Consider the following 21,334-nt stretch of genomic DNA (forward strand, 5'->3'; position numbering starts at 1 on the left):
AATCAGGAAACCACCTTGGGCTGAACTTCAGACTTCCACGCCTGATCCAGCAGCAGGGCAAACGGCTGCTGGTTGTCGGCACGGGCAAAGGCCAGGCCATACGCCTGTTTTTGGGCATGTACGATCTGGCCTACTTCCACGCCGCCGTGCTTCACATCGGCCTGGGCCACAAACAGGTTGAAGGGTTCTGTGGTGTTGGCGGCGGCTACCGGTACCAGCGTCAGCTGGGTTTTGCCCGGTTGGTCGGCCTGGGCGACGGCAACCACTTTGTAATCACCCTCGGCGATATTACCGATGGCCTTGGACGAATTCTGCAGCGAGGTGGACACGCTGCCCACGGTGGCGCTCACGCTGTCGGATACCGACAGCAGGGAAACGGCGGCATTGGCCTGGCCACACAGCAGGCCCAGCATCAGAAAGCAGGAAGAGGCAACGGTTTTCTTCAGTGTGATCATGGTATCGGCTTTATCCATCCAGAACGGAATCTTGCGAGTGAAAGGTCATTGCCGCATCGGCCCTGTGCGGGCAATCGACCTGCCGGCAAACGGCAGTGGCAAGATGGTGTCTGCGCCTGCCGGCCATACCGTAGTGGATTCGGGCTGCGTGCGCACGCGTATTCTTCCGGCTGGGGCACCGGATTTACAAGTGTTTTTACAAAATTTGATGCTGCAGCAAAGGTGCAGGACATCGGGTCAGGCAGCTTGCCGTGCAGCTGGCAAGGCGGCAAGATCAGGCAGCTAACCGCATGTGAAATACGCTCGGCAGCGCTTGTCTGTCCGGCAATGGCTTATGCAAGGATGAACCATGAACCGGCCCGCCAGTCCCGCCCCAGCCCCTTTGCCCGGCCACGACAGCCCCTCCAGCAGGCCAGTGTCGCTACATGCCATCGTGGCCACGGTAAACGTGCTGGCTGAGCAAGGCATTGCCGCGGCCGATCTGCTGGCAGGCAGCGGCATTCCGCCAGAGCGTCTGCTGGAGCCGGCCCGGCTGATCAACCACCATCAGGAACTCACCGTCTTCGACAATGCCCGATGCCTGTCACAGGACGATGCCCTTGGCCTGCGGCTGGGCCATGCCATGCATACCTCCAACTACGGCATTCTAGGCTACACCATGCTGGTCAGCCCCACGCTGCGGGTGGCACTGGAAACTGCCATCCGCTTTCCCTTGCTGCTGGCCAGCTATTTCACCCTGCGGCTGGAGCTGCGAGACAAGGACGCCTGGCTGATTGCCGATGATTATCGCTACCGCGCCGATCTGCTCAGTTTCAATGCCGAGATGTGCCTGTCTTCCATGTGGACCATCGCTCGTGACTGCATGGGGGTGCGCTGGTCGCCCAAGGCGGTACACATGCGCTTTTCCCAGCCCGCGCATGCCGGGCTTTATCCGGCCATTTTTGGCCAGGCCGGCAGCTTTGCCATGGCGGATAATGCGCTGGTGTTTCCGGCCAAATGGCTGGATCGGCCACAGCCGCTGGCCGATGCGGTCAGCTTTCACATGGCGCAGGAGCAATGCGAGCGCCAGCAGCAGCAATGGGCCAGCAGTCATGGTTCGGCGCTGGTGGCACGGGTGCTGCGTCTGATTCAGTCCGACCCGGTACGCTTTGCCCGGCTGGATGAGCTGACCGCCACCTTGCACATGTCCGAACGTACGCTCAGACGCAAGCTGGCAGCATTGGGAACCTCCTTCCAGGCCTTGCTGGATCAGGCCCGGCACCAGCAGTCCCTGCATTTGTTACAGGAAACCAGCCTGTCGATCGGCATGATCGCGGAGCGGTTGGGCTTTGCCGAATCAGCCAGTTTTCGCCATGCCTTTGCCCGCTGGACCGGCAAACGGCCATCTGATTTGCGGCGCTGAGGTCTGTTGCCATCTTCCCGTCAGCCCCGGTTTCCCTGCTGGTTCTTGCTCTTCGGCCAGTAGACAAACGCAGCGCTCGGCTCAGCTGGCGCACAGCGTGTAGTCGCATTCTGTTGCCGCCTTTTTGGCCGTAATTATCCCTTAGTTGACCGCTATGTATCTTTCCGCTGCCGGGCTTGTTGGCAGAATGAATAAAAAAAGACGGACCACTCCGGGTAGTTGACCAGACCTGTTGCACATCCTAGCCAGGGTAGTGCCATACCACAGCCACGGTATGGCGCAGGCAGGCCGGATCTCTTGCTCGCAATGCCAGCCCGAGCGGCAGCCCCATGCTGTCATCGCCCGCGGCGGCACCATGTCCGATCACACAAAACGGAGGAGAAACCACATGAGCAAGATCGCTGTTGTCGCCAAGCAGATGGCGGTTGCACCAGCCCCGCGCCAGCACAACTGGCAGTTGGCCAAATCCCTGAACCATCAGACAGCAGGGCCGGGCGCGCATACCAGCCTGCGGCCCTTGAGTGTGCGTGCGGCTACCTGCCAGACCGCTTTCGCCCGCTGCTGACGCTGGACGATCATACCCGCACGCCGCACTGCGGCTGATTCCATTCCCTTGCACGTAGTGCCACTGCTCTGCCGGCGGCAGACCGGGCTGGCACGCTCATTTCACTGGTTTCCACAGGAGGACTGCCATGACCGGCAATCGTGTGGCAATTGAGATCGACCATGTCTGTAAGCGTTTTGGCCATGATGAACAGGCGGTACTGGCACTGGACAGCATTGCGCTGAAAATCCGCGAGAACGAATTTTTCACCCTGCTTGGCCCCTCCGGCTGTGGCAAGACCACCTTGCTGCGCATGATTGCCGGATTCGAGGATGTCAGCGGTGGGGACATCCGCCTGTATGGGGAATCGCTGACCGGCAAGCTGCCCTTCCAGCGTCCGGTCAACACCGTATTCCAGAGCTATGCCTTGTTTCCACACCTGACCGTGGAAGAAAACGTGGCCTTCGGGCTGGAAATGCGCGGTTTCAAGCAGGCCGGCATCAAACCCATCGTGGCGGAAAAGCTGGAACTGGTGAAGCTGGGCGGCTTTGCCCGTCGTCGTCCGCACCAGCTCTCCGGCGGTCAGCAGCAGCGGGTGGCACTGGCCCGTGCGCTGGCCCCGTCGCCCAAGGTATTGCTACTGGACGAATCCTTGTCCGCACTGGATTTGAAGCTGCGCAAGGAAATGCAGGTGGAACTCAAGCGCCTGCAACGTGAAACCGGCATCACTTTTGTGTTTGTCACTCACGATCAGGAAGAAGCGCTCACCATGTCCGACCGCATCGCGGTGATGTCGGCGGGCAAGCTGCAACAGGTGGGCAGCCCGGAGGAGATTTACGACCGCCCGGCCAACCGCTTCGTGGCGGATTTCATCGGTGAAACCTCCTTCCTGCAAGGCCGGGTGGCCGATGGCCTGCTGCATTTCGGCCAGGCAGGCAGCCTGCCTGGCCAGGTGCTGGACCAGTCGCACGAGGGGGCTGCCGCACTGGCGGTGCGCCCGGAGCGCCTGCAACTGTCCACCAGCGGCAGCGGGCTGGCCGGTGTGGTGTCCGAGGTGGTGTACCGCGGCGTGGATACCGTCTACACCGTGCAACTGGCCGATGGTCAGCCCTGTCGCGTGCGCAGCAGCAACAGCGCCGGGGCGGCGCGGCTGGCGCGGGAAGGGGATACCGTGGCAATTACCGCCTTGCCGGGTGCCTTCCATCGTCTGCAGGAGGCCGACCATGTCGCTTGACCCGCAACGACGCTTGCGCCGCAAGCTGCTGCTGGCTCCCACCACGCTCACCCTGCTGTTGTTCATGGTGCTGCCCATGCTGCTGATGGCCTGGATGTCGGTGTTGGCCCCCGACACCTACGGCGGCGTGCGCTGGCATGAATGGAGTGTGGATGCCTATGTGCAGTTCCTGTACGAGCGCGATCTGGACGACAGCCTCACGTTGAACAGCGATTACCTGCAAATCTTTGGCCGTTCGTTCTTGCTGGCCGGTTTTGCCACGGTGGTGACGCTGCTGATCGGCTTTCCCACCGCGCTGTACATCGCGCTGAAAGAGGAAAAAACCCGCCAGCGGCTGATCCTGCTGATTTCCATCCCCTTCTGGACCAACCTGCTGGTACGCACCTACGCCTGGATGCTGCTGCTACGCAATGGCGGGCTGATCGACAGCAGCCTGACGGCGCTGGGCTTGAGCCAGGGCGCGCTGGATGTGCTGTACACCCCCACGGCGGTGGCCATCGGCTTTGTCTATTCCTTCCTGCCCTTCATGGTGCTGCCCATCTACACCAGTCTGGAAAAAATGGACTGGCGGCTGGTTGAAGCGGCCTTCGACCTGGGTGCCAACCGCTGGCAGGCGCTGCGGCGGGTGATTCTGCCACTGGCCATGCCCGGCATCGTGGCGGGCTGCCTGCTGGTGTTCATTCCGGCCATCGGCTCCTATTACATCCCCGAGCTATTGGGCGGCGGCAAGAGCCTGATGATAGGCAACCTGATCCAGAACCAGTTTGGCACTGCGCGTAACTGGCCGTTCGGTGCTGCCTTGTCCTTCATGTTGCTGGCAATGGTGCTGCTGGCGATGTGGGTTTACACCAGGCGCTTCCAGCGCCCTCCGGGAGAATGACATGCAGGCAAGCAATAACTTGTGGCGCTTCCGTGGCGTCACCCCCACCGCCATGCTGGCCTTTGTCTACCTCTACCTGCCCATCGTGGTGCTGGTGGTGCTGTCCTTCAACGCCAACCGCATTGCCACCTTGTGGACCGGTTTTTCCTTCGACTGGTATCTGAAGGTAATGGACAACGACAACATCCTGCGGGCCACCAAGAACTCGCTGATCATCGCCTGCGGGGCCACGGTGCTGGCCACCAGCTTTGCCACCATGGCGGCGCTGGCCATGGCGGCGCTGGCCATGGCCGGCAAGCGCTTTCGCGGCCAGGCCTTCATCAATGCCATGCTGGGCCTGCCGCTGTTGGTGCCGGAAATCGTCACCGCGGTGGCGTCCTTGCTGTTTTTCCTGGCGCTGGGGCTGGACCTCGGGCTGATGACGGTGCTGATTGCCCACACCGTGTTCTGCATTCCCTTTGCCTACCTGCCCATCCGCGCCCGGCTGGAAGGGCTGGACCCACGGCTGGCGGAAGCCGCGGCGGACCTGTACGCCGGGCCGTTTGCCACCTTCCGCCGGGTGACCCTGCCCTTGATCCTGCCCGGCGTGCTGTCCGGAGCCATGCTGGCCTTCATCGTGTCGCTGGACGATTTCGTCATCACCTTTTTTGTGGCCGGTGCCGGTGCCACCACGCTGCCGGTGTACATCTTCGGCCTGATCCGCATGGGGATTACCCCGGAAGTGAATGCGGTGTCGGCGCTGATGCTGCTGGTGTCGATTGCTTTTGTCGCGCTGTCCTACTGGATGGGCCAGCGCAAGTCCTGAACCGGGTCGGCGGCGGTTCCGCCCCTCATGTTTCGCTTGTTGCACAACATACGAAGGAGAAATGCCATGAAAGTCTGCAAACTGCATTCGCTGGCCCTGGCGGCTGGTCTGCTGGTATCCGCCTCGGCCATGGCCGGGGGCGAATTGAACCTGTACAACTGGTCCGACTACATTCCGCAGGATTTGCTCAAGCGCTTCGAGAAGGAAACCGGCATCAAGGTGAACCTGGATGTGTTTGATTCCAACGAATCCCTGCTGGCCAAGCTGAAGGCCGGGGCCAAGGGCTACGACGTGGTGGTGCCGTCCGACTACATGGTGAAGATCATGCGCGATGAAGGCCTGCTGGAAAAAATCGACGTCAGCAAGATGCCCAATTTCAAGCTGGTGCAGGCTCCGCTCAACAAGCCGGATTTCGACCCGCAACGCGAATATTCCGCACCTTATATGTGGGGCGTGACCGGCTTTACCTATGACGCCAGCCGCGTGCCGGGCGGCAAGCTGGACAATAGCTGGAAGAGCTTCTTCACCCCGCCGGCCGCGCTCAAGGGCAAGGTGGTGGCGCTCAATGACGTGGCCGAGCTGTACAAGGCGGCGGCCATCTACCTGAAGCTGGACCAGTGTACCGAAGACCCGAAGCAGGCCAAGCGCATCCAGGACCTGCTGGAAGCGCAAAAGCCGATGCTGGCCATGTATAACTCCGACGGCACCATCGAGCGCATGCAGGCGCAGGAAGTCATCATGCACCAGCAATGGAACGGTGCCGCCTACCGCACCCGCCAGAAGCTGAAGTCCGCGGTGTTTGTCTATCCGAAGGAAGGCATCCCGTTCTGGAACGACAATCTGGTGATCCCCAAGGGTGCGAAAAACCGCGATAACGCGCTCAAGTTCATCAACTGGATGATGGAGCCGAAGAATATCGCCGAAGCCTCCAACTTCACCGGCTACAACAACGCCATCAAGGGCAGTTCTGCCTATTTTGTCGCCGACCTCAAGGCCGACCCGGCCATCAACCCCACTGCCGCCATGCGCGCGCTGTTTGTGCCCAACAAGAACTGTTCGGCCAAGGCCAATGCCCTGCGCGACCGGGTGTGGACCAAGCTGAAGAAATAACACTTGCCGGCTGAGGCCGGCTTTCCCTTGCCATGACTAAACAATGCCGCCGGCCCTCCGCCCGCGGCAGGGAGACCTGCATGCTGACGATTTACAGTGATGACCACCACCTGCACCACGGCCATGCCGAGCTGATCGACGGCACCCTCAAGCCCTGCTTTGAAATGCCCAGCCGCGCCGACATGGTGTTGCAGCGGGTAAGGCAAACCGGGCTGGGCGACATCATTGCCCCCACCGAACACGGGCTGGAGCCGCTGTTGCGCGTGCATGACGCGGGCTATGTGCGTTTTCTGGAGCAGGCCTGGAGCCTGTGGCAGGCCGAGGGCCGCAACCACGACGCGCTACCGCTGGTATGGCCGGTACGCGGCCTGCGCACCGACCGCATTCCGCAGGACATCGACGGCCTGATGGGCTATTACTCCTTCGATGCCGGGGTGCCGATCACTGCCGGCACCTGGCAGGCCATCCGCTCCTCGGCCAATGTGGCGCTGACCGGACTGGATGTGATGCAGTCGACCGGGCACAGCACTTTTGCGCTGTGCCGCCCGCCCGGCCACCATGCGGCGGCGGATTACATGGGCGGCTATTGCTATCTCAACAATGCCGCCATCGCCGCCCAGGCCATGCTGGACCGTGGCGCCAAGCGCGTGGCCATCCTGGATGTGGACTACCACCACGGTAACGGCACCCAGAGTATTTTCTATCAGCGCAGCGATGTGCAGTTCCTGTCCCTGCATGGCGACCCGACGGTGGAATACCCCTTCTTCCTGGGCCATGCCGACGAGACCGGGGAGGGGGCCGGGCTGGGCTTCAATCACAACTACCCGCTGGCCCATGGCACCGACTGGTCGCACTACGGCCCGGCCCTGGCCGATGCCTGCAGCAAGATTGCCGCCTACGCACCGGACGCGCTGGTGGTGTCGCTGGGGGTGGATACCTTCGAGCAGGACCCGATCTCCCGATTCCTTCTGAAAAATGCCGACTACCTGCGCATGGGCGAGGCCATTGGCGGACTGGGCCTGCCCACCCTGTTTGTGATGGAAGGTGGTTATGCGGTGGAGGACATCGGGGTGAATGCGGTGAATGTGTTGTCCGGCTTTGAAAGTGTGGTGTAGTAAATCAAATAACAAGGCCGCGCTGCGGCCTTGTTTTATCTCCTTCCTCTCCAAGCAGATGGCCGCGTGTCCAATTGTGCAACAAAGCCTTTTCCGATCAGCTTTCAGAATATTTCACCTTGAGAAATGCAAAAATCTCCTATGAAAAATTAATATATTAATTTTATGAGATAAAAACATATAAATTTCACTCCATTCGGACAGGATGCGCCAAAAAATAATGTTGCTACCATTCATCACAATAAATGATGGCCTGGTGAGAGTTATTGAAATTTATCCCAAGCGCGATCATTTATAGCAACAAGACACTTAACCCGAGAAAGAAAAATTATGCGTCAAGATATGCGTCTGAATGCGAGCAGAATAATTCGCGATGGCTATGCCTACATACAAATGCCAAAATCTCTCTTAAAGGCCTTTGATGCTGTGAGTAGCAATTTTGACAAAATAACACTAAAGCAAAAAGAAAATTTCTCATTTCCAAAAGAAACTGAAGGGTTTTTATCTTTTGGAAATTAATACGCCGCCACACCCGAAAGGCCTGATCTATGCGATAGATTTTGCTATTGGCCAAAAAATCGTCAAAGTCACATAGGCAATGACATTACGAACACTAATTTTTACAAAGGATTCATTGCATATGAAGCAGCAATAAATCCTTTAGCACAAGACCTGTTTGATGCAATTTGCTTTAACTTGGGAGGAGCATATCAACCATTCGTTAAGGATAGTTCTTATCTTCAATTTTGCGTCTATCATCCTGACTACCAAATCGATGACAGAGAATACCTCCAAGATCCACATGAAGATGGTCACTTACTCACCTTTATCAAGCCGACATCAAGCGGCTTATTTCTGCACACAAAGACAGGCATAATTCCAGCATCCCCAAGTACAGATCAACTAGTGGTTTTGGCTGGATCTCTCTTGGAAATATTAACAGATGGAGAAGTATGTGCGATGCACCATTCTGTTAAAAATCCGCCAACGCCTACTCTTCGCAAATCGTTAATGTATTTTATGAATCCAAATTTATCATCACCAAAAACGACAAGTCTCATTAAAAATAAAACAATAGACCTTGTTTCGCAAGCAAATCACCATCACGCTAAATTTGGCAATAATCCACTAAGTACGACACTCGATACATAATTTAGTACAAGGGTAAATTAAAAGGAAAAACCATGACACTACAAATCTCGGCATTATTTGAAGGTTTCCTATTAGGTGCCGGATTGTTCAGTGCCATGGGCCCTAAAGATTCATTTGTGATAAGGCAGGCACTAGTTGGTCGACACGTTCCTGCCATTCTCTTCATTTGTGTATTTTCCGATATGCTTTTAATATGCTTCGGAGTCGCCGGAGTCGGCAGCATTGTATCAAATTCAAAATCCCTAATCACAGCTGCCACATGGGGTGGATCTATATATCTTACCTGGTATGGCATACACACCTTGCTAAATGTCATAAAAAACAAATCGATGCCATCTGCCGATAATAGTCCAAGAAAAGAAAAATCAAGCCTTATTGCATCAGCTGTAATACTATCACTATTTAATCCGTACTCCCTGATTGATACCGTAGTCATCATAGGATCAATAAGCGGTGCAAAGGGGCCAGATATTAGATGGTACTTTGCATTTGGCACAATGGCAGCATCCTTGATTTGGTTTACACTTCTTGCCATTATCACACGTACATTCCGTCCTCTTTTTTCTCGACCATTAATGTGGACAATCCTTGATATTGTCATTTCTTTAATAATGTTTTATTTATCGTTCAAACTATTAGTTGATTAATATTTGATCTTATCCATTCTAATGCCAACACTCCAGTGCCCGATCAATTATTTTGACTTGGGCTACATTATCAACTGGCAGCCAGCTACGCAAATGCCCAAGGACTTCGCAAGGAGTACATTATGATTTCGAAGTCGGTATGGATTGCAATTATTATGTTTGCAATCGCTGGAATTCTATATGTGCTATTTTGAAGTTATGAACCTGTATTTCATGAAAAGCTTGAATGTTTGGGTGAGCTTGGTGGATTGCCAAGACAGAAAATAGAACAGGCACTAGGTAAGCAAAACTCTATCATTATACATGGGGATAGCTGGTTCTTGTTACAATGGCTGGTTGACGGTACCCATTTAGCGCTGCTGTTTAATTCAGAAGGCATTTGTCTGGGGATTTCTCATTATTTCCGAGCGGATGACTAAAAATCCTCGGTGGTCTTATGTTTTATTTTCATCATGCATGATGCTGGACAGCTAAGTCACGTCGTAACTACTGATTGTTACCCTGTCGGTAGCAGTTTACTTCTGGTGCAACTTAATTAATAAGTTTTGGGAAAATATACGCCTCTCAATTGGCATGGCATTCAAGCAGGCCGAACAGCAAACACTTATCCGGCCCGCCTCATTATCTTGTCAAATCACGCACGGTGCGTGGCCGGAGTAAAGCTGCCCGCCTGCGCCATGCGCCACATGCGGCCATAGAACTCGGCCTTGATGTCACTGCCCAGCAGCTCGCCCGGCTGCAGGAACACATGCAGCTGCGAGTAGAGGCGGATTTCGGTATCGCTTACCCTGCGTACCAGATGGTGGGCTTCCAGTTGTTCCGGATGGGTGAGGCCGGCGGCGGCCAGCATCTCGGCCAGCGCATGCAGGGTATTGCGGTGGAAGTGATACACCCGCTCGGCCTTGTCCGGCACCACCAGTGCGCGCTGGCGCAGCGGGTCCTGTGTGGCCACGCCGGTGGGGCAGCGGTTGGTGTGGCAGCTCTGGCTCTGGATGCAGCCCACGGCAAACATGAAGCCACGGGCGGAATTGACCCAGTCGGCCCCGATGGCCAGCACGCTGGCAATATCGAAGGCGCTGATGATCTTGCCGCTGGCACCCAGCTTGATCTTGTCGCGCAGATTCAGCCCCACCAGGGTGTTGTGTACGAACAGCAGGCCCTCGCGCAGCGGCACGCCAATGTGGTCGGTAAACTCCAGCGGAGCCGCGCCGGTGCCGCCTTCCTTGCCGTCCACCACGATGAAATCCGGCAGGATGCCGCTTTCCAGCATGGCCTTGGCAATGGCCATGAACTCCCACGGATGGCCCAGGCAAAACTTGAAACCTACCGGCTTGCCGCCGGACAGCTCACGCAGCCGGGCAATGAAGGCCATCATCTCCAGCGGGGTGGAAAACGCGCTGTGGCTGGAGGGCGATACGCAATCCTGCCCCAGCGGCACGCCACGGGTGGCGGCAATTTCCGGCGTCACCTTGTGCTTGGGCAGAATGCCGCCGTGGCCGGGCTTGGCACCCTGACTGAGCTTGATCTCGATCATCTTCACCTGCGGGTTTTGCGCCTGTCTGGCAAAGCGCTCCGGGTCGAAATGGCCCTGCTCGTCACGGCAGCCAAAGTAGCCGCTGCCCAGTTCCCATACCAGATCGCCGCCGTGTTCCAGGTGATAGGGGCTGATGCTGCCTTCGCCGGTATCGTGGTAGAAACCGCCCTGGCTGGCGCCCTGATTGAGTGCGCGGATGGCATTGGCGCTGAGCGCGCCAAAGCTCATGGCAGAAATATTGAATACCGAGGCGGAGTAGGGCTGCCGGCATTGCGGGCCGCCAATCTGCACCCTGAACCCGGCCGGGTCGCTGCGCGGGGCTGGGCGGATGGAGTGACTGATGAATTCGAAGCCGCTGCCATACACATCCAGCAGGGTGCCGAAGGGTTTGTCGGCCTGGGTGTTCTTGGAACGGGCGTAAACCAGCGAGCGCTGGTCACGCGAGAAGGGCAGCTGTTCGCCATCGGCTTCCAGCAGGTACTGGCGGATTTCCGGGCGGATGGCTTCCACCAGATAGCGGATATTGCCCAGCACCGGGTAGTTGCGCCGCACGGCGTGGCGGGTTTGTGTCAGGTCCAGCACGCCCAACAGGCTGAGGGCCATGGCGGCAAGGGTGAAGGGCCACAGCCATTCGATCTGGTGCAATACCAGGCCGATCAGGCTGAACAGGATGCAGGCGACGAAAAAGGCATAGCGGCTGAGCAGGGACAGGTTCATGCAGGCTCCGGCGGGCGTGGCTGAGGACAGATGCTGTGCGACCGGATGGTGGATCGGGTCGCACAGGGTGCTTCAGCTTAGCGTCCGGCGCGGGCTTGTGCCATGGCTGGCTGCATGGCCGGTTTCAGTGAAAGCGTACCGGCTCGCCTTGCAGGTTGAAGGCCAGGTAGCGGGAAACATCGCCACCGGTCTGGATGGTCTGGATCATGCGCTTGAGCGCCGCTTCAATATCGGCAGCCTCAGGCTGGCGACCGGCCTTGCCGTCCAGACAGGCGACAAACATGATCTGCCACGGCTCGCCGATGCGGGCAGATTCGGCCTGCAGGCTGGCAAAATCCACCAGTTCGCTGGCTGCACGGTCCAGACACATGACGGGCAGCAGGATGCCACCTTCGCCACGGGCAAAGCGCTCGGCTTCTTGCGGTTGGTGGTCGTCATGCAGTACGGCCTTGGCAAATACCATCAGCAGATGCTGGGGTTCGGCTTGCTGGCGGGCTGCGCCCAGCAGAGCATTGAAATCGTGGATATCCATACGGGTTGGCACTCGACAAGGTGGGTAGCGTCGAGTGTGCAGGCTTGGGCGGGGCCTTGGCTATTCACCGCAGTAACTAGTTATCCCCCGCAGAGGAATTAGGGCGCAACAAAGCGGGTGCGGCGGCGGTGTGCTCCATTTATGCTGGCAGCCATGACAACAGGGAGGTGCGACGATGAATCGCGATATGGCTGGACTGGTGCTGCTGGCGGCATTGTGGGGGGGCTCGTTTCTGTTCATGCGGGTGGCAGTGCCCGAGCTGGGGGCCTTTGCGCTGATTGCGCTGCGACTGGCACTGGCGGCACTGGTGTTGCTGCCGGTGCTGCTGCTGCGCGGTGGCCTGCCGCTGTGGCGGCAGCATTGGCTGCGCATTGCCGTGGTGGGGGTTTTTCTGTCGGCACTGCCGTTTTGCCTGATCGCCTGGGCCAGCCTCAGCCTGCCTGCCGGTGTAGCGTCGGTACTGAATGCTACCACGCCGTTGATGACGGCCTTGTGGGCGATACCGCTGGCGGGTGAGCGCATGACGCTGCCACGCGCAAGTGGCTTGCTGTTGGGTCTGGCTGGCGTGCTGGTATTGATGCTGGGACGTGGTGCCGCCTTCGATGTACAGACGGCGCTGCCGGTGCTGGCCATGCTGGGTGCCACGGCCTGCTATGGCTGGTCCGGTCACATGGCCAAGCGGTGGCTGCCGGGCCTGCCACCGCTGGTGACTGCTACCGGCAGTCTGTTCAGCGGTGCCGTGTTGGTCACGCCGCTGGCCTTGCTCAATCTGCCGGCGCAGCCGCCGTCACCCATGGTATGGGTTGCGGTGTTGCTGCTGGCATTGGGCTGTACCTCGCTGGCCTACCTGATCTTTTACCGGCTGATCGACCGGCTGGGGGCCACCCGTGCCAGCAGTGTCACCTATCTGGTGCCGGTGTTTGGCGTGTTGTGGGGGGCGATCTTCCTGCATGAGCCGGTAGGGCTGCTGATGCTGCTGGGTGGATTGCTGATTCTGGGTGGGGTGTTGCTGCTGGGCTGGCGGCGTCAGTCCTGAGCCACCAGCCGGCTTCAGGCGGCAGAGGCGCTGGCCAGCGGTAGCAGAATGCGCACGCGAAAGCCACCGTCTGCCTCATCGGCAAACTGCAGCTGGCCATGGTGTTGTTTCACCACGCGCGAAACAATGGCAAGCCCAAGGCCGCTGCCGCCATCGGTGCCGCGGTGCTCGGCCAGGCGTTCAAACGGGGCCAGGGCCGACTCGCGCAGGGCGGCGGGAATGCCGGCACCATGGTCGATCACGCTCAGCACGGCCATGCCATCGCATTGGTCAATTTCCACCCGTACCGGCGGTTTGCCATAGCGGCGGGCGTTTTCCAGCAGGTTGGACAGCAGGCGTTCCAGTGCCAGTGCATCGGCCTGCAGCTCGGGTTCGGCATGGCGCAGCAGGCTGACATCCAGCCCGCTGCGGGCCAGGCGTGCCACCACGCTGTCGGCCAGTTCGGCCAGTGCCACCGGTTCGAGCCGGGCCGATTCCTCGGCGCGGGCAAAGTCGATGAACTGGCGCACGATGCGCGACAGCTCGTCAATATCGGCCAGCATGTCCGGGGTGTCCGGGCTGGTGTCCTGCAATTCCAGCATCAGCTTCAGCCGGGTGAGCGGCGTGCGCAGGTCGTGCGACAGGCCGGCCAGCATCAGCCGGCGTTCACGGGCGGCACTGTCCAGCGCACTGGCCATGTGGTTGAAGCCGCGCGCCAGGGCGGCCAGTTCACGCGGGCCGTCCTCTTGCAGCGCCGGTGGCATATTGCCGCGCGCCAGTTCGCGCGAGGCATCCACCACCTTGCCGATGGGGCGGGTGATGCGCCAGGCCACCAGCGAGGCCAGCAAGGTTGCCAGCAAGGTGGCCAGCAAGGCGGCCTGCATCAATGAATAGATGGGGCGGTCGCTGTAGCGGCCAAAGGGAATCACCAGCCAGTAGGGGGTGTCCAGTACATGTACGTTCACCCACAGCTCGTTGCGGTCCTCGCGGTGCACCATGTAGCCGTGCACCGTGTCGTCCAGGCCCTTGCTCAGACGGCTGACCAGGCTGTCGGCCACGCGCGGCAGCTCGCGGTCGAATTGCTGGCGGGCGGAGGCCTCCTGCGGCAGCAGCCGTGGCAGGCCGGGGCGGTTGTAGCTGGCTAGGAAAACCGTGCGCTGCGCCGGGTTCATGTTGTCCATCGAACCTTCCAGAAAGGCCAGCGTGTCCACCACCTGTGCATACAGCTGCTTGTCCATCAGCTTGTGACGCTCGCCTGCCGCAATGTATACGGTGACTACCTGGGTGGTGACCACCACCACCACCACCAGCACGATCAGGCGAAACAGCAGGGAACCGGTAATGCGTCGCAGCACCGCTTACTCCCGTTCGCTGCCGTCAGGCACGAAGACATAGCCATAGCCCCATACCGTCTGGATGAAGCGCAGCGGGCTGTCGCCACCTTCCAGCGTCTTGCGCAGGCGCGAGATGTGCACGTCGATACTGCGGTCCAGCGATTCGCCATTGCCCTTGCCCAGTGCCATCTCCATCAGCTGTTCACGGGTGAGCGGGCGACGCGGGTGGGTGGCCAGTACGGTGAGCACGGCAAATTCGGCGGTGGTCAGCGACAGTACCTGCTGGCTCTTTTGCAATTCGCGGCGACCCAGATTGAGCTGGAAGTCGCCAAATTCGATGATTTCGTCGGATTCGTGGCGGGCGGCCAATGCCGGCGTGGCATGATGACGGCGCAATACCGACTGGATGCGCGCCGTCAGTTCGCGCGGATTAAAGGGCTTGGGCAGATAATCGTCGGCACCCATTTCCAGACCCAGGATACGGTCCACATCTTCACCGCGTGCAGTTAGCATGATGACCGGTACGGTCTCGCCCTGGGCGCGCAGGCGGCGTACCACGGCCAAGCCGTCGTCGCCGGGCATCATCACGTCCAGCACCATCAGGTCCGGGCGGTTGCGGGCCAGTTTGCGGTCCAGTTCGCGTGCATCTGGCAGGGTATCCACCACATAGCCTTGCTGGCCCAGATAGCGGGTGAGCAGCTCGCGCAGCTTGGCGTCGTCGTCGACGATGAGAATCTTGTTGTGTTCCATGATGTTTTCCTTGGTGACCGGGGCAAGCGCGATCCGGCCCGCATGCTGATGGCAAAGCTTAACCTGCCCCGGCCCGGCAGGCGATGGGGGATCATGAATTTATGTGTCAACGCTGACGGGCATTCACATAAGTTAACATTTGGTAACATGCGGCACACGGTTGCGCAAAAGCGGGCTTCTAGACTGCAAGCGTGTCCTGCCTGCCGGAGATCATCATGATGAATAAGCCACTGATTTTAATGGTAGTTGCTGTTTCTGCCCTGGCGCTGTCGCCACTGGCCAGTGCCACCGAGCATGGTGGCAATGGTGCGGATATCCGTGAAGCCCGCCAGATGGCGCTGGCGCAGTCCGGGTCGTCTGGCGTGGTGGTACCGGTCGAAGCGACCGGCAGCCAGTCGGCGGTCATGTCCGATACCATGCGCCGCCCGACAGGCGAGAAATAATATTGTCGGCGCCCAAGGCGCTTCTCTCCACCCGCCTTCTGCCGCGATTCCCAAGCATCGCCGTGGCAGGAGGCCTGATGTCAGGTTAAAATAAAGCCATGAAGTACCATGCCATTTATGTCTTGCTGTTTGCCACGGTGACGGCTTGCGCCTTGCCGGCGGCGGCACAGGGCCCGAATGGCCCGGAAGATGGCGTGACGGAGTTTCCGCATTTTCCCCGCCCGTCGGCGGGTGAGGAACGCCGTTTGCGCAATCTGCGTCTGAAGGAGGCGGTGCAGGCCGGTGATTTGTCGCCGGAAGATGCACGACGGCTGCAGCGCAAGCATCTGCCGCCGGGCTTGCCATCAGGTGGCGCTGGCGGGCCAGACCGGTTTGCGCCGGATGGTTTTTCCCGTCCGCCATTGCCGCCGCCGGGGCAGCGCAACTTCTGGCGTGACAAACGGCAAAAGTCGCAGGAGCAGTACCAGAACGATTGAGCCGGCTGCATGGGTAGCCGGAGATTGCCAGTGGCAAGGATCACGGCCTTGAACAAAGCTTGGGGAATGTGGAATAGCGGTAGCCGGTTGGCTGGAATGGCCATGCTGGTGTCGGCAATGTGGTCGGTGGCCGTATTGGCGGCACCGGATTGCAACAAGGCAATGGCACCGCAACGTTGTGCCAGTTACCGTCAGGGCTGGCTTAGCTGCAATGACATGGCAGAAGGGGCACGCCGATCCTGCATCGAGCAGTACACGCCAGCACTCAGTTGCAAGCGCAGCCGCGATGCACGCCATTGCGAAGCCCTGCAGGCCGCACAGACGGCATGTGATGGCAGTGAAGGCCAGGCAAGACGCAGCTGTGTGCGCGAGCAGTTGCCTGCTCCCGATTGTAGTCGGGCTACCAGCAAGGCACGTTGTGAACAACGTGCCGCTGCCGAATTGAACTGCGCGGAAAACGCTGGTCAGCAGGGGCGCGAATGTGTGCGCAAGGCGCTGATTCCGGTACCTGCTGCGCTGCCTGCCGGGCACTGAGTCCCGGCAGTCGCTCCTTAACCTCTGTTGGCTTTACCTTGCGTGGCGTATTACGGCAGCAGGATGAGCGAACCTGTGGTGCTGCGGCTTTCCAGATCGCGGTGCGCCTGCGCTGCATCGGCCAGTGCATAACGGGCGGATGGTTGAATCCTGATGGCACCACTGGCCAGACGTTCAAACAATGCCTGGGCGGATGCTTCCAGTTCCGGGCGGCTGGCAATGTAATCACCCAGTTTGGGACGGGTGAAAAACAGTGATCCCTTTTGTGACAGCAGCAGCGGCTCGAAGGCCGGTACCGCTCCGGATGCATTGCCAAAGCTGACGAAGGTGCCACGCGGTGCCAGGCTGTTCAGCGACATCTCGAAAGTGCTTTTCCCCACCGAGTCGTACACCACTGGCACACCCTTGCCGCCGGTCAGCGCACGCACCTGCGCCACCACGTCTTCCTCGTTGTAGTTGATGACATGGCTGCAGCCCAGTTGGCGCGCCAGTTCTCCCTTGGCTGCCGAGCCGACGGTACCGATCACCTCTACCCCCATTGATGCCAGCCATTGCACGGCAATCTGGCCCACGCCACCGGCAGCCGCATGCCACAGCACGGTCATGCCCGGCTGTACGGCAAACGTGCGCCGGATCAGGTACTCCACTGTCATGCCTTGCAACATGATGCAGGCGGCGACTTCGTCACTGATGCTATCTGGCAGCTTCACCAGCACGGCGGCCGGAATCAGCCGCTGACTACTGTAAGCACCCAGCGGGCCGCCCGCATAGGCAACCCGATCGCCTACTGCGATATGACTTACCCCGGCACCGACAGCCAGTACCGTACCGGCGGCCTCACTACCAAGACCACTGGGCAGATTGACCGGATACAGTCCGCTGCGCTGGTAGGTGTCGATGAAATTGATGCCAATGGCCGCATGCTGCAGCAGTACCTCGCCCGGGCCGGGGCTGCTGATGGCTACTTCTTCCAGCTGCAATACCTCTGGGCCGCCGTGGCGATGAAAACGGATGGCCTGACTCATCTTGCCCGCCTTTCCTGGCTAGTTGACAGGCTTCGAGTCTGCGCCCGCCGGCTTTGTTGATGCAAGCCAGCTTTATTGAACAGCGTGTTTTGTAAGGCTTGCTATCTGGTTTTTGCCATTATTTGTTCCTACATTGAATCAATCACCCGGTGCAGTGCCGTCTGTGGCATGGCTTGTTAAGGGGGCGGCTGGCAGCGATGGGGAAAGGAAGCGGCATGAAAGGCGTGGTGTTTACCGAATTCATGGAAATGGTGGAGGAGCGCTTCTCTGCCGACATGCTGGACGACATCATCGAGGATGCCCACACCGCATCCGACGGTGCGTATACCGCCGTCGGTTCTTATCCGTTTGCCGAGCTGTTGCGTCTGCTGGCTGCCTTGTCACAGCGTACTGGTATGGATAGCCAGGAAATCATCTACATGTTCGGCCATTATCTGTTTGGCCGCTTTACCACGCTCTATCCCTACAGCATACAGGGGTGTGCCGATGCCTTTGCCGTGCTGGGCAATGTCGACCAGTACATCCATATTGAGGTGCAAAAACTGTATCCGGATGCCGAGTTGCCACAGATAACGGTAGTGAGCCGCGACCTGAAGCGTCTGGAGTTGCTGTACAACTCGCCACGCTGCCTGGCTCCGCTGGCGGCCGGGCTGATCCAGGGGGCGCTCGACCACTTTGGCGAGCAGGCCCGCATTGCTGTCGAGCCGCTGAATGAAACCGGCAGTCAGGTGCGTTTTGTGGTGGAGCATGTATGACTCAGGATGAATTGACCCATTTGCAAGACCAGCTAGCGCGCTACCAAAAGCGCTATCAGCGCGAAAAGCGCGCGCGCAAGGAAGCCGAAATCCTGCTGGAACAGCGTAGCCGTGCGCTGTATGACGCCAATTTCGAGCTGTCCACCGTGGCGGCACAGCTGGAAAAAATTGTTGAATGGCGAATGGCACAATTGTCCGAGGCGCTGCTCAAGGCTGAAATGGCTGCCAAGGCGAAATCGGAATTCCTGGCGGTGATGAGCCATGAAATCCGCACCCCGCTCAATGGCGTGCTGGGCATGGCCGAACTGTTGTCACACAGCCGGCTGACACAGGAACAGAGCGAGCAGGTGGCGACCTTGCAGGAGTGTGGTACATCGCTGCTGGCGCTGATCAACGACATTCTTGATTTGTCCAAGATTGATGCCGGCAAGCTGACACTGGAGCAGCGCCCCTTCAATCTGTACAGCCTGCTGGACAGCGTGGTGAATCTGTTTGAACCCAAGGCGACCGAGTCCGGCTTGACCGTGTCCTGGCTGCGTCCGGCGGGCAGTGCCTGGCTGCTGGGTGATGCCACGCGTTTGCGCCAGATAAGCAGCAATCTTTTGAGTAATGCCATCAAGTTTACCCATCAGGGCGGTATTACCGTCAGCGTCAGCATCGCGCCGCTGGAAGACACTTTCGACATGCTGCGGCTGCAGCTGGATATCCGCGATACCGGCATCGGCATGACCGAGGAGCAGATGGGCAAGGTATTCACTGCTTTCGAGCAGGCCGACTCCACCACCACCCGCCGCTATGGCGGCACCGGGCTGGGCTTGGCCATTTGCCGCCGCCTGGCCGAAGCCATGGGCGGACGTATCGATGTCAGCAGTACGCCGGGGGAAGGCAGTTGCTTCAGTGTGTACTGGGTGGCCACTACGGTGGCCGCACCGCAGACAGAAGCACCCGCCGAAATACAGCCGCAGGCGGTGGTGCAGGCCAGTACCCAGTCCTTGTCGGTGCTGGTGGCCGAGGACAATATGGTCAATCAGAAACTGATCATCAAGCTGCTGGACAAGCTGGGTTATCGCGATGTATTGCTGGCCGGCAATGGCCGCCAGGCGCTGGAACGGGTTAGCCAGGGTGACGTGGAACTGGTGTTGATGGATATGCAGATGCCGGAAATGGACGGGCTGGATGCCACCCGCGCCATTCGTCAGAGCAAACTGTCGCGTCAGCCACACATCATCGCGCTGACTGCCAATGCCTTCGATGAAGACCGCGAGCGCTGCCAACAGGCTGGCATGGATGACTTCTTGTCCAAACCAGTAAGCCTGGAAAGGCTATCTGCAGCCATGCAACGCGGTCACCTCCGGCTCAATCCGCCTGGCTCAGCCAGTTGAACAGAGCCGGCAGACACGCAGGCCAACGCGCAAGGCGATGGTCGTCGCCATTGAAAACACTCTGGCGTTGGCCCGCGTAATGGCGGGCCGCCAGTCGCCAGTCCAGCACCTCGTCGGCAGTACCCAGCCACAGCCAGTACTTCCCTTGCCGGATTACCGCCTGACGCATGGCCAGCAAGGCCTGCATGTCTTCATCTCCCAGTAGGTAGTCTTCCCCGGTATACGGGTTGTGCTGGGGGCCAAGGTAGTGCAGCAAATCCTGATAGGGCTGCACTGCCGGATTGATCAGCGCAGCTTTGCGGCCATGTTTTTCTGCCAGAGCGGTGGCGTAGTAGCCGCCCAGCGAGCTGCCGATCAGGGCGGTATCTGCCGGCAGCGACAGTAGCAAGGTCTCCGCCTGGGCAATGGCTTGCGCCGGGTGGGGAGACAGTTGTGGGCAGTGCAGGGTGATATCCGGGGCATGCTGTTGCAGCCAGCGGGCAGTCTCCTGCGCCTTGAGCGATTGTGGGCTGGAGTTGAATCCGTGCAGGTAAATGATGTGCATGGGGAAACAATGAAAAAACGGCAAGCCCAGAGGGTTGCCGTTTTTGCTGGGCTTGGCAAGGAAAATTTGTTTCACGTGGAACAAGTTTGATGCATGACAAACCGTCCGGCTACCACTGGCTTCATTCAGCTTGCCACTCGTAAGACTTCAGAATGGCCTTGAGCTTGCCGCTGCGGCGCATGGCTTCTATACCCTGATTCAGCTTATCGGTACTGACCGGTGAATGGGGTGCAACGGCACACATGGTGGGCATATAGGTGACTGTCAGCGGGTGTTGCTTGAAGGTTCGCGCTTCCTGCGGATTGCTCTTGGCCCACCAGGCCAGCTCCAGTTCCGACGAGATGGCGACATCGGTCAGCTTCTTCTGCAAGGATTTGACCAGCAGCTCCAGCCGTGGCTCATCCACGCGGGTGGTGCGGCCCACCGCCCACAGGTGTTCCAGTGTGGGATAGCTGTAGCCGCGGATGGTGCCGATGCGCTTGCCCACCATCTCATCCACTTGGTGGATGTCCGGCATCTCTCGCAAGGAGAGTGCCCGCTCCACTTGCGGATAGAACTCGCGTGTCCAGCCCAGCCGGGTGGCATTGCCATACCATTCCGGGTTGGCATTGCACACGATATTCACCTTGCCGGTTTCGATGGTGTTTTCCACCCGCTTGCGGGCAATCACCACATACTGGGCCTTCATGCCCAGCTCGCCGGCCAGGGCATCACCCAGTTCCTTGATCAGACCGCTGGCCAGTGCCTGATTGTCTGGTGTCAGTACCACGATGGGAGGGGCATCCGAATCGGAAACACCGATTTTCAATATGCCGCCAGCCTGGATCTGCAAGCTCAGCACCGCTCCCGCAAGCAGCACCGGCCAAGTCTTATTCAAAGCAACCATAAGCTTGTACTCTCTTCTTCTTAGTTAGTTGTCTGACAGTTCCGAGTGCAATGGTAAACTGTT

The 21,334-nt window shown here is 59.1% G+C and carries 24 protein-coding genes; 16 read left to right on the forward strand and 8 right to left on the reverse strand.

What is annotated here, in order from left to right:
• Positions 1-2: 2 nt before the first annotated feature.
• On the reverse strand, positions 3-455 hold the full coding sequence (locus GSR16_RS20630; RefSeq protein WP_159880619.1) for a hypothetical protein: 453 nt from the start codon (positions 453-455) through the stop codon (positions 3-5).
• Positions 456-804: 349 nt separating this feature from the next.
• Between GSR16_RS20630 and GSR16_RS20635 the strand changes: the two genes are divergently transcribed.
• The 10 genes from GSR16_RS20635 to GSR16_RS20680 all read left to right on the forward strand — a co-directional run bounded on the left by GSR16_RS20635 (position 805) and on the right by GSR16_RS20680 (position 9,344).
• Positions 805-1,857: an AraC family transcriptional regulator gene (locus GSR16_RS20635; RefSeq protein ID WP_159880620.1), complete on the forward strand. Its 1,053-nt coding sequence runs from the start codon at positions 805-807 to the stop codon at positions 1,855-1,857.
• Between the two features lie 388 nt (positions 1,858-2,245).
• On the forward strand, positions 2,246-2,422 hold the full coding sequence (locus GSR16_RS20640) for a hypothetical protein (protein WP_159880621.1): 177 nt from the start codon (positions 2,246-2,248) through the stop codon (positions 2,420-2,422).
• A gap of 127 nt (positions 2,423-2,549) precedes the next feature.
• Positions 2,550-3,635, forward strand: coding sequence for an ABC transporter ATP-binding protein (locus GSR16_RS20645; protein ID WP_159880622.1), 1,086 nt, complete (start codon positions 2,550-2,552; stop codon positions 3,633-3,635).
• Positions 3,625-4,515, forward strand: a complete 891-nt coding sequence (locus GSR16_RS20650; RefSeq protein WP_159880623.1) for an ABC transporter permease — start codon at positions 3,625-3,627, stop codon at positions 4,513-4,515. Before GSR16_RS20645 ends, GSR16_RS20650 begins: the two co-directional genes overlap by 11 nt.
• A gap of 1 nt (position 4,516) precedes the next feature.
• Positions 4,517-5,320 carry an ABC transporter permease gene (locus GSR16_RS20655; RefSeq protein WP_159880624.1) on the forward strand — a complete coding sequence of 268 codons (804 nt, stop codon included), beginning with the start codon at positions 4,517-4,519 and terminating at the stop codon, positions 5,318-5,320.
• Positions 5,321-5,386: 66 nt separating this feature from the next.
• The gene (locus GSR16_RS20660) at positions 5,387-6,430 is read left to right on the forward strand and encodes an extracellular solute-binding protein (RefSeq protein ID WP_159880625.1); all 1,044 of its coding nucleotides are present in this window, start codon (positions 5,387-5,389) and stop codon (positions 6,428-6,430) included.
• A gap of 80 nt (positions 6,431-6,510) precedes the next feature.
• Complete coding sequence (locus GSR16_RS20665) at positions 6,511-7,545, forward strand: histone deacetylase family protein (RefSeq protein ID WP_159880626.1); 1,035 nt, start codon at positions 6,511-6,513, stop codon at positions 7,543-7,545.
• A gap of 330 nt (positions 7,546-7,875) precedes the next feature.
• Positions 7,876-8,064: a hypothetical protein gene (locus GSR16_RS20670; protein WP_159880627.1), complete on the forward strand. Its 189-nt coding sequence runs from the start codon at positions 7,876-7,878 to the stop codon at positions 8,062-8,064.
• A 177-nt stretch (positions 8,065-8,241) separates the two neighbouring features.
• Entirely contained in the window at positions 8,242-8,697 is a 456-nt protein-coding gene (locus tag GSR16_RS21520; protein ID WP_159880628.1) for a 2OG-Fe(II) oxygenase family protein, read from the forward strand.
• Between the two features lie 32 nt (positions 8,698-8,729).
• Entirely contained in the window at positions 8,730-9,344 is a 615-nt protein-coding gene (locus GSR16_RS20680; RefSeq protein ID WP_159880629.1) for a LysE/ArgO family amino acid transporter, read from the forward strand.
• A 634-nt stretch (positions 9,345-9,978) separates the two neighbouring features.
• On the opposite strand, the gene GSR16_RS20685 is transcribed toward GSR16_RS20680, so the two are convergent.
• Together GSR16_RS20685 and GSR16_RS20690 are read right to left on the reverse strand one after the other, a co-directional pair.
• Positions 9,979-11,595 (reverse strand): FMN-binding glutamate synthase family protein, encoded by a 1,617-nt coding sequence (locus GSR16_RS20685; protein WP_159880630.1) that lies wholly within the window; start codon positions 11,593-11,595, stop codon positions 9,979-9,981.
• A gap of 124 nt (positions 11,596-11,719) precedes the next feature.
• The gene (locus tag GSR16_RS20690) at positions 11,720-12,127 is read right to left on the reverse strand and encodes a ribonucleotide reductase subunit alpha (RefSeq protein WP_159880631.1); all 408 of its coding nucleotides are present in this window, start codon (positions 12,125-12,127) and stop codon (positions 11,720-11,722) included.
• Positions 12,128-12,302: 175 nt separating this feature from the next.
• Between GSR16_RS20690 and GSR16_RS20695 the strand changes: the two genes are divergently transcribed.
• The gene (locus GSR16_RS20695; RefSeq protein ID WP_159880632.1) at positions 12,303-13,163 is read left to right on the forward strand and encodes a DMT family transporter; all 861 of its coding nucleotides are present in this window, start codon (positions 12,303-12,305) and stop codon (positions 13,161-13,163) included.
• A gap of 14 nt (positions 13,164-13,177) precedes the next feature.
• On the opposite strand, the gene GSR16_RS20700 is transcribed toward GSR16_RS20695, so the two are convergent.
• Positions 13,178-14,497 carry an ATP-binding protein gene (locus GSR16_RS20700; protein ID WP_240902554.1) on the reverse strand — a complete coding sequence of 440 codons (1,320 nt, stop codon included), beginning with the start codon at positions 14,495-14,497 and terminating at the stop codon, positions 13,178-13,180.
• Between the two features lie 3 nt (positions 14,498-14,500).
• On the reverse strand, positions 14,501-15,226 hold the full coding sequence (ompR, locus tag GSR16_RS20705; protein ID WP_159880633.1) for an osmolarity response regulator transcription factor OmpR: 726 nt from the start codon (positions 15,224-15,226) through the stop codon (positions 14,501-14,503).
• A gap of 215 nt (positions 15,227-15,441) precedes the next feature.
• Between ompR and GSR16_RS20710 the strand changes: the two genes are divergently transcribed.
• The 3 genes from GSR16_RS20710 to GSR16_RS20720 all read left to right on the forward strand — a co-directional run bounded on the left by GSR16_RS20710 (position 15,442) and on the right by GSR16_RS20720 (position 16,679).
• Positions 15,442-15,669: a hypothetical protein gene (locus GSR16_RS20710; protein WP_159880634.1), complete on the forward strand. Its 228-nt coding sequence runs from the start codon at positions 15,442-15,444 to the stop codon at positions 15,667-15,669.
• 98 nt (positions 15,670-15,767) lie between these two features.
• The gene (locus GSR16_RS20715) at positions 15,768-16,145 is read left to right on the forward strand and encodes an NADH dehydrogenase [ubiquinone] 1 beta subcomplex subunit 11 (RefSeq protein ID WP_159880635.1); all 378 of its coding nucleotides are present in this window, start codon (positions 15,768-15,770) and stop codon (positions 16,143-16,145) included.
• A 102-nt stretch (positions 16,146-16,247) separates the two neighbouring features.
• Positions 16,248-16,679 (forward strand): hypothetical protein, encoded by a 432-nt coding sequence (locus tag GSR16_RS20720; protein WP_159880636.1) that lies wholly within the window; start codon positions 16,248-16,250, stop codon positions 16,677-16,679.
• A 50-nt stretch (positions 16,680-16,729) separates the two neighbouring features.
• Here GSR16_RS20720 and GSR16_RS20725 read toward each other — a convergent pair whose 3' ends face one another.
• Positions 16,730-17,704: a quinone oxidoreductase family protein gene (locus tag GSR16_RS20725; protein WP_159880637.1), complete on the reverse strand. Its 975-nt coding sequence runs from the start codon at positions 17,702-17,704 to the stop codon at positions 16,730-16,732.
• A gap of 215 nt (positions 17,705-17,919) precedes the next feature.
• Between GSR16_RS20725 and GSR16_RS20730 the strand changes: the two genes are divergently transcribed.
• Both GSR16_RS20730 and GSR16_RS20735 read left to right on the forward strand, forming a co-directional pair.
• Positions 17,920-18,459 carry a heme NO-binding domain-containing protein gene (locus GSR16_RS20730; protein ID WP_159880638.1) on the forward strand — a complete coding sequence of 180 codons (540 nt, stop codon included), beginning with the start codon at positions 17,920-17,922 and terminating at the stop codon, positions 18,457-18,459.
• The gene (locus GSR16_RS20735) at positions 18,456-19,841 is read left to right on the forward strand and encodes an ATP-binding protein (RefSeq protein ID WP_159880639.1); all 1,386 of its coding nucleotides are present in this window, start codon (positions 18,456-18,458) and stop codon (positions 19,839-19,841) included. Before GSR16_RS20730 ends, GSR16_RS20735 begins: the two co-directional genes overlap by 4 nt.
• On the opposite strand, the gene GSR16_RS20740 is transcribed toward GSR16_RS20735, so the two are convergent.
• Positions 19,816-20,385, reverse strand: a complete 570-nt coding sequence (locus tag GSR16_RS20740) for a YqiA/YcfP family alpha/beta fold hydrolase (protein ID WP_159880640.1) — start codon at positions 20,383-20,385, stop codon at positions 19,816-19,818. The two genes, GSR16_RS20735 and GSR16_RS20740, sit on opposite strands and share 26 nt — an antisense overlap.
• Positions 20,386-20,506: 121 nt before the next feature.
• Complete coding sequence (locus GSR16_RS20745; protein WP_159880641.1) at positions 20,507-21,271, reverse strand: substrate-binding periplasmic protein; 765 nt, start codon at positions 21,269-21,271, stop codon at positions 20,507-20,509.
• Positions 21,272-21,334 lie beyond the last annotated feature (63 nt).

It is taken from the genome of Aquitalea denitrificans, assembly GCF_009856625.1.
Taxonomy (GTDB): Bacteria; Pseudomonadota; Gammaproteobacteria; order Burkholderiales; family Chromobacteriaceae; genus Aquitalea; species Aquitalea denitrificans.

What these genes read in the sequence shown, in the direction of transcription:
- GSR16_RS20665 (WP_159880626.1), top strand. Translation starts at nt 6,511, where the DNA reads ATGCTGACGATTTACAGTGATGACCACCACCTGCACCACGGCCATGCC.
- GSR16_RS20715 (WP_159880635.1), top strand. Translation starts at nt 15,768, where the DNA reads ATGAAGTACCATGCCATTTATGTCTTGCTGTTTGCCACGGTGACGGCT.
- GSR16_RS20635 (WP_159880620.1), top strand. Translation starts at nt 805, where the DNA reads ATGAACCGGCCCGCCAGTCCCGCCCCAGCCCCTTTGCCCGGCCACGAC.
- GSR16_RS20730 (WP_159880638.1), top strand. Translation starts at nt 17,920, where the DNA reads ATGAAAGGCGTGGTGTTTACCGAATTCATGGAAATGGTGGAGGAGCGC.
- GSR16_RS20630 (WP_159880619.1), bottom strand. Translation starts at nt 455, where the DNA reads ATGATCACACTGAAGAAAACCGTTGCCTCTTCCTGCTTTCTGATGCTG.
- GSR16_RS20740 (WP_159880640.1), bottom strand. Translation starts at nt 20,385, where the DNA reads ATGCACATCATTTACCTGCACGGATTCAACTCCAGCCCACAATCGCTC.
- GSR16_RS20655 (WP_159880624.1), top strand. Translation starts at nt 4,517, where the DNA reads ATGCAGGCAAGCAATAACTTGTGGCGCTTCCGTGGCGTCACCCCCACC.
- GSR16_RS20670 (WP_159880627.1), top strand. Translation starts at nt 7,876, where the DNA reads ATGCGTCAAGATATGCGTCTGAATGCGAGCAGAATAATTCGCGATGGC.
- GSR16_RS20690 (WP_159880631.1), bottom strand. Translation starts at nt 12,127, where the DNA reads ATGGATATCCACGATTTCAATGCTCTGCTGGGCGCAGCCCGCCAGCAA.
- GSR16_RS20710 (WP_159880634.1), top strand. Translation starts at nt 15,442, where the DNA reads ATGATGAATAAGCCACTGATTTTAATGGTAGTTGCTGTTTCTGCCCTG.
- GSR16_RS20735 (WP_159880639.1), top strand. Translation starts at nt 18,456, where the DNA reads ATGACTCAGGATGAATTGACCCATTTGCAAGACCAGCTAGCGCGCTAC.
- GSR16_RS20725 (WP_159880637.1), bottom strand. Translation starts at nt 17,704, where the DNA reads ATGAGTCAGGCCATCCGTTTTCATCGCCACGGCGGCCCAGAGGTATTG.
- ompR (WP_159880633.1), bottom strand. Translation starts at nt 15,226, where the DNA reads ATGGAACACAACAAGATTCTCATCGTCGACGACGACGCCAAGCTGCGC.
- GSR16_RS20645 (WP_159880622.1), top strand. Translation starts at nt 2,550, where the DNA reads ATGACCGGCAATCGTGTGGCAATTGAGATCGACCATGTCTGTAAGCGT.
- GSR16_RS20640 (WP_159880621.1), top strand. Translation starts at nt 2,246, where the DNA reads ATGAGCAAGATCGCTGTTGTCGCCAAGCAGATGGCGGTTGCACCAGCC.
- GSR16_RS20680 (WP_159880629.1), top strand. Translation starts at nt 8,730, where the DNA reads ATGACACTACAAATCTCGGCATTATTTGAAGGTTTCCTATTAGGTGCC.
- GSR16_RS20695 (WP_159880632.1), top strand. Translation starts at nt 12,303, where the DNA reads ATGAATCGCGATATGGCTGGACTGGTGCTGCTGGCGGCATTGTGGGGG.
- GSR16_RS20720 (WP_159880636.1), top strand. Translation starts at nt 16,248, where the DNA reads ATGCTGGTGTCGGCAATGTGGTCGGTGGCCGTATTGGCGGCACCGGAT.
- GSR16_RS20685 (WP_159880630.1), bottom strand. Translation starts at nt 11,595, where the DNA reads ATGAACCTGTCCCTGCTCAGCCGCTATGCCTTTTTCGTCGCCTGCATC.
- GSR16_RS20660 (WP_159880625.1), top strand. Translation starts at nt 5,387, where the DNA reads ATGAAAGTCTGCAAACTGCATTCGCTGGCCCTGGCGGCTGGTCTGCTG.
- GSR16_RS20745 (WP_159880641.1), bottom strand. Translation starts at nt 21,271, where the DNA reads ATGGTTGCTTTGAATAAGACTTGGCCGGTGCTGCTTGCGGGAGCGGTG.
- GSR16_RS20650 (WP_159880623.1), top strand. Translation starts at nt 3,625, where the DNA reads ATGTCGCTTGACCCGCAACGACGCTTGCGCCGCAAGCTGCTGCTGGCT.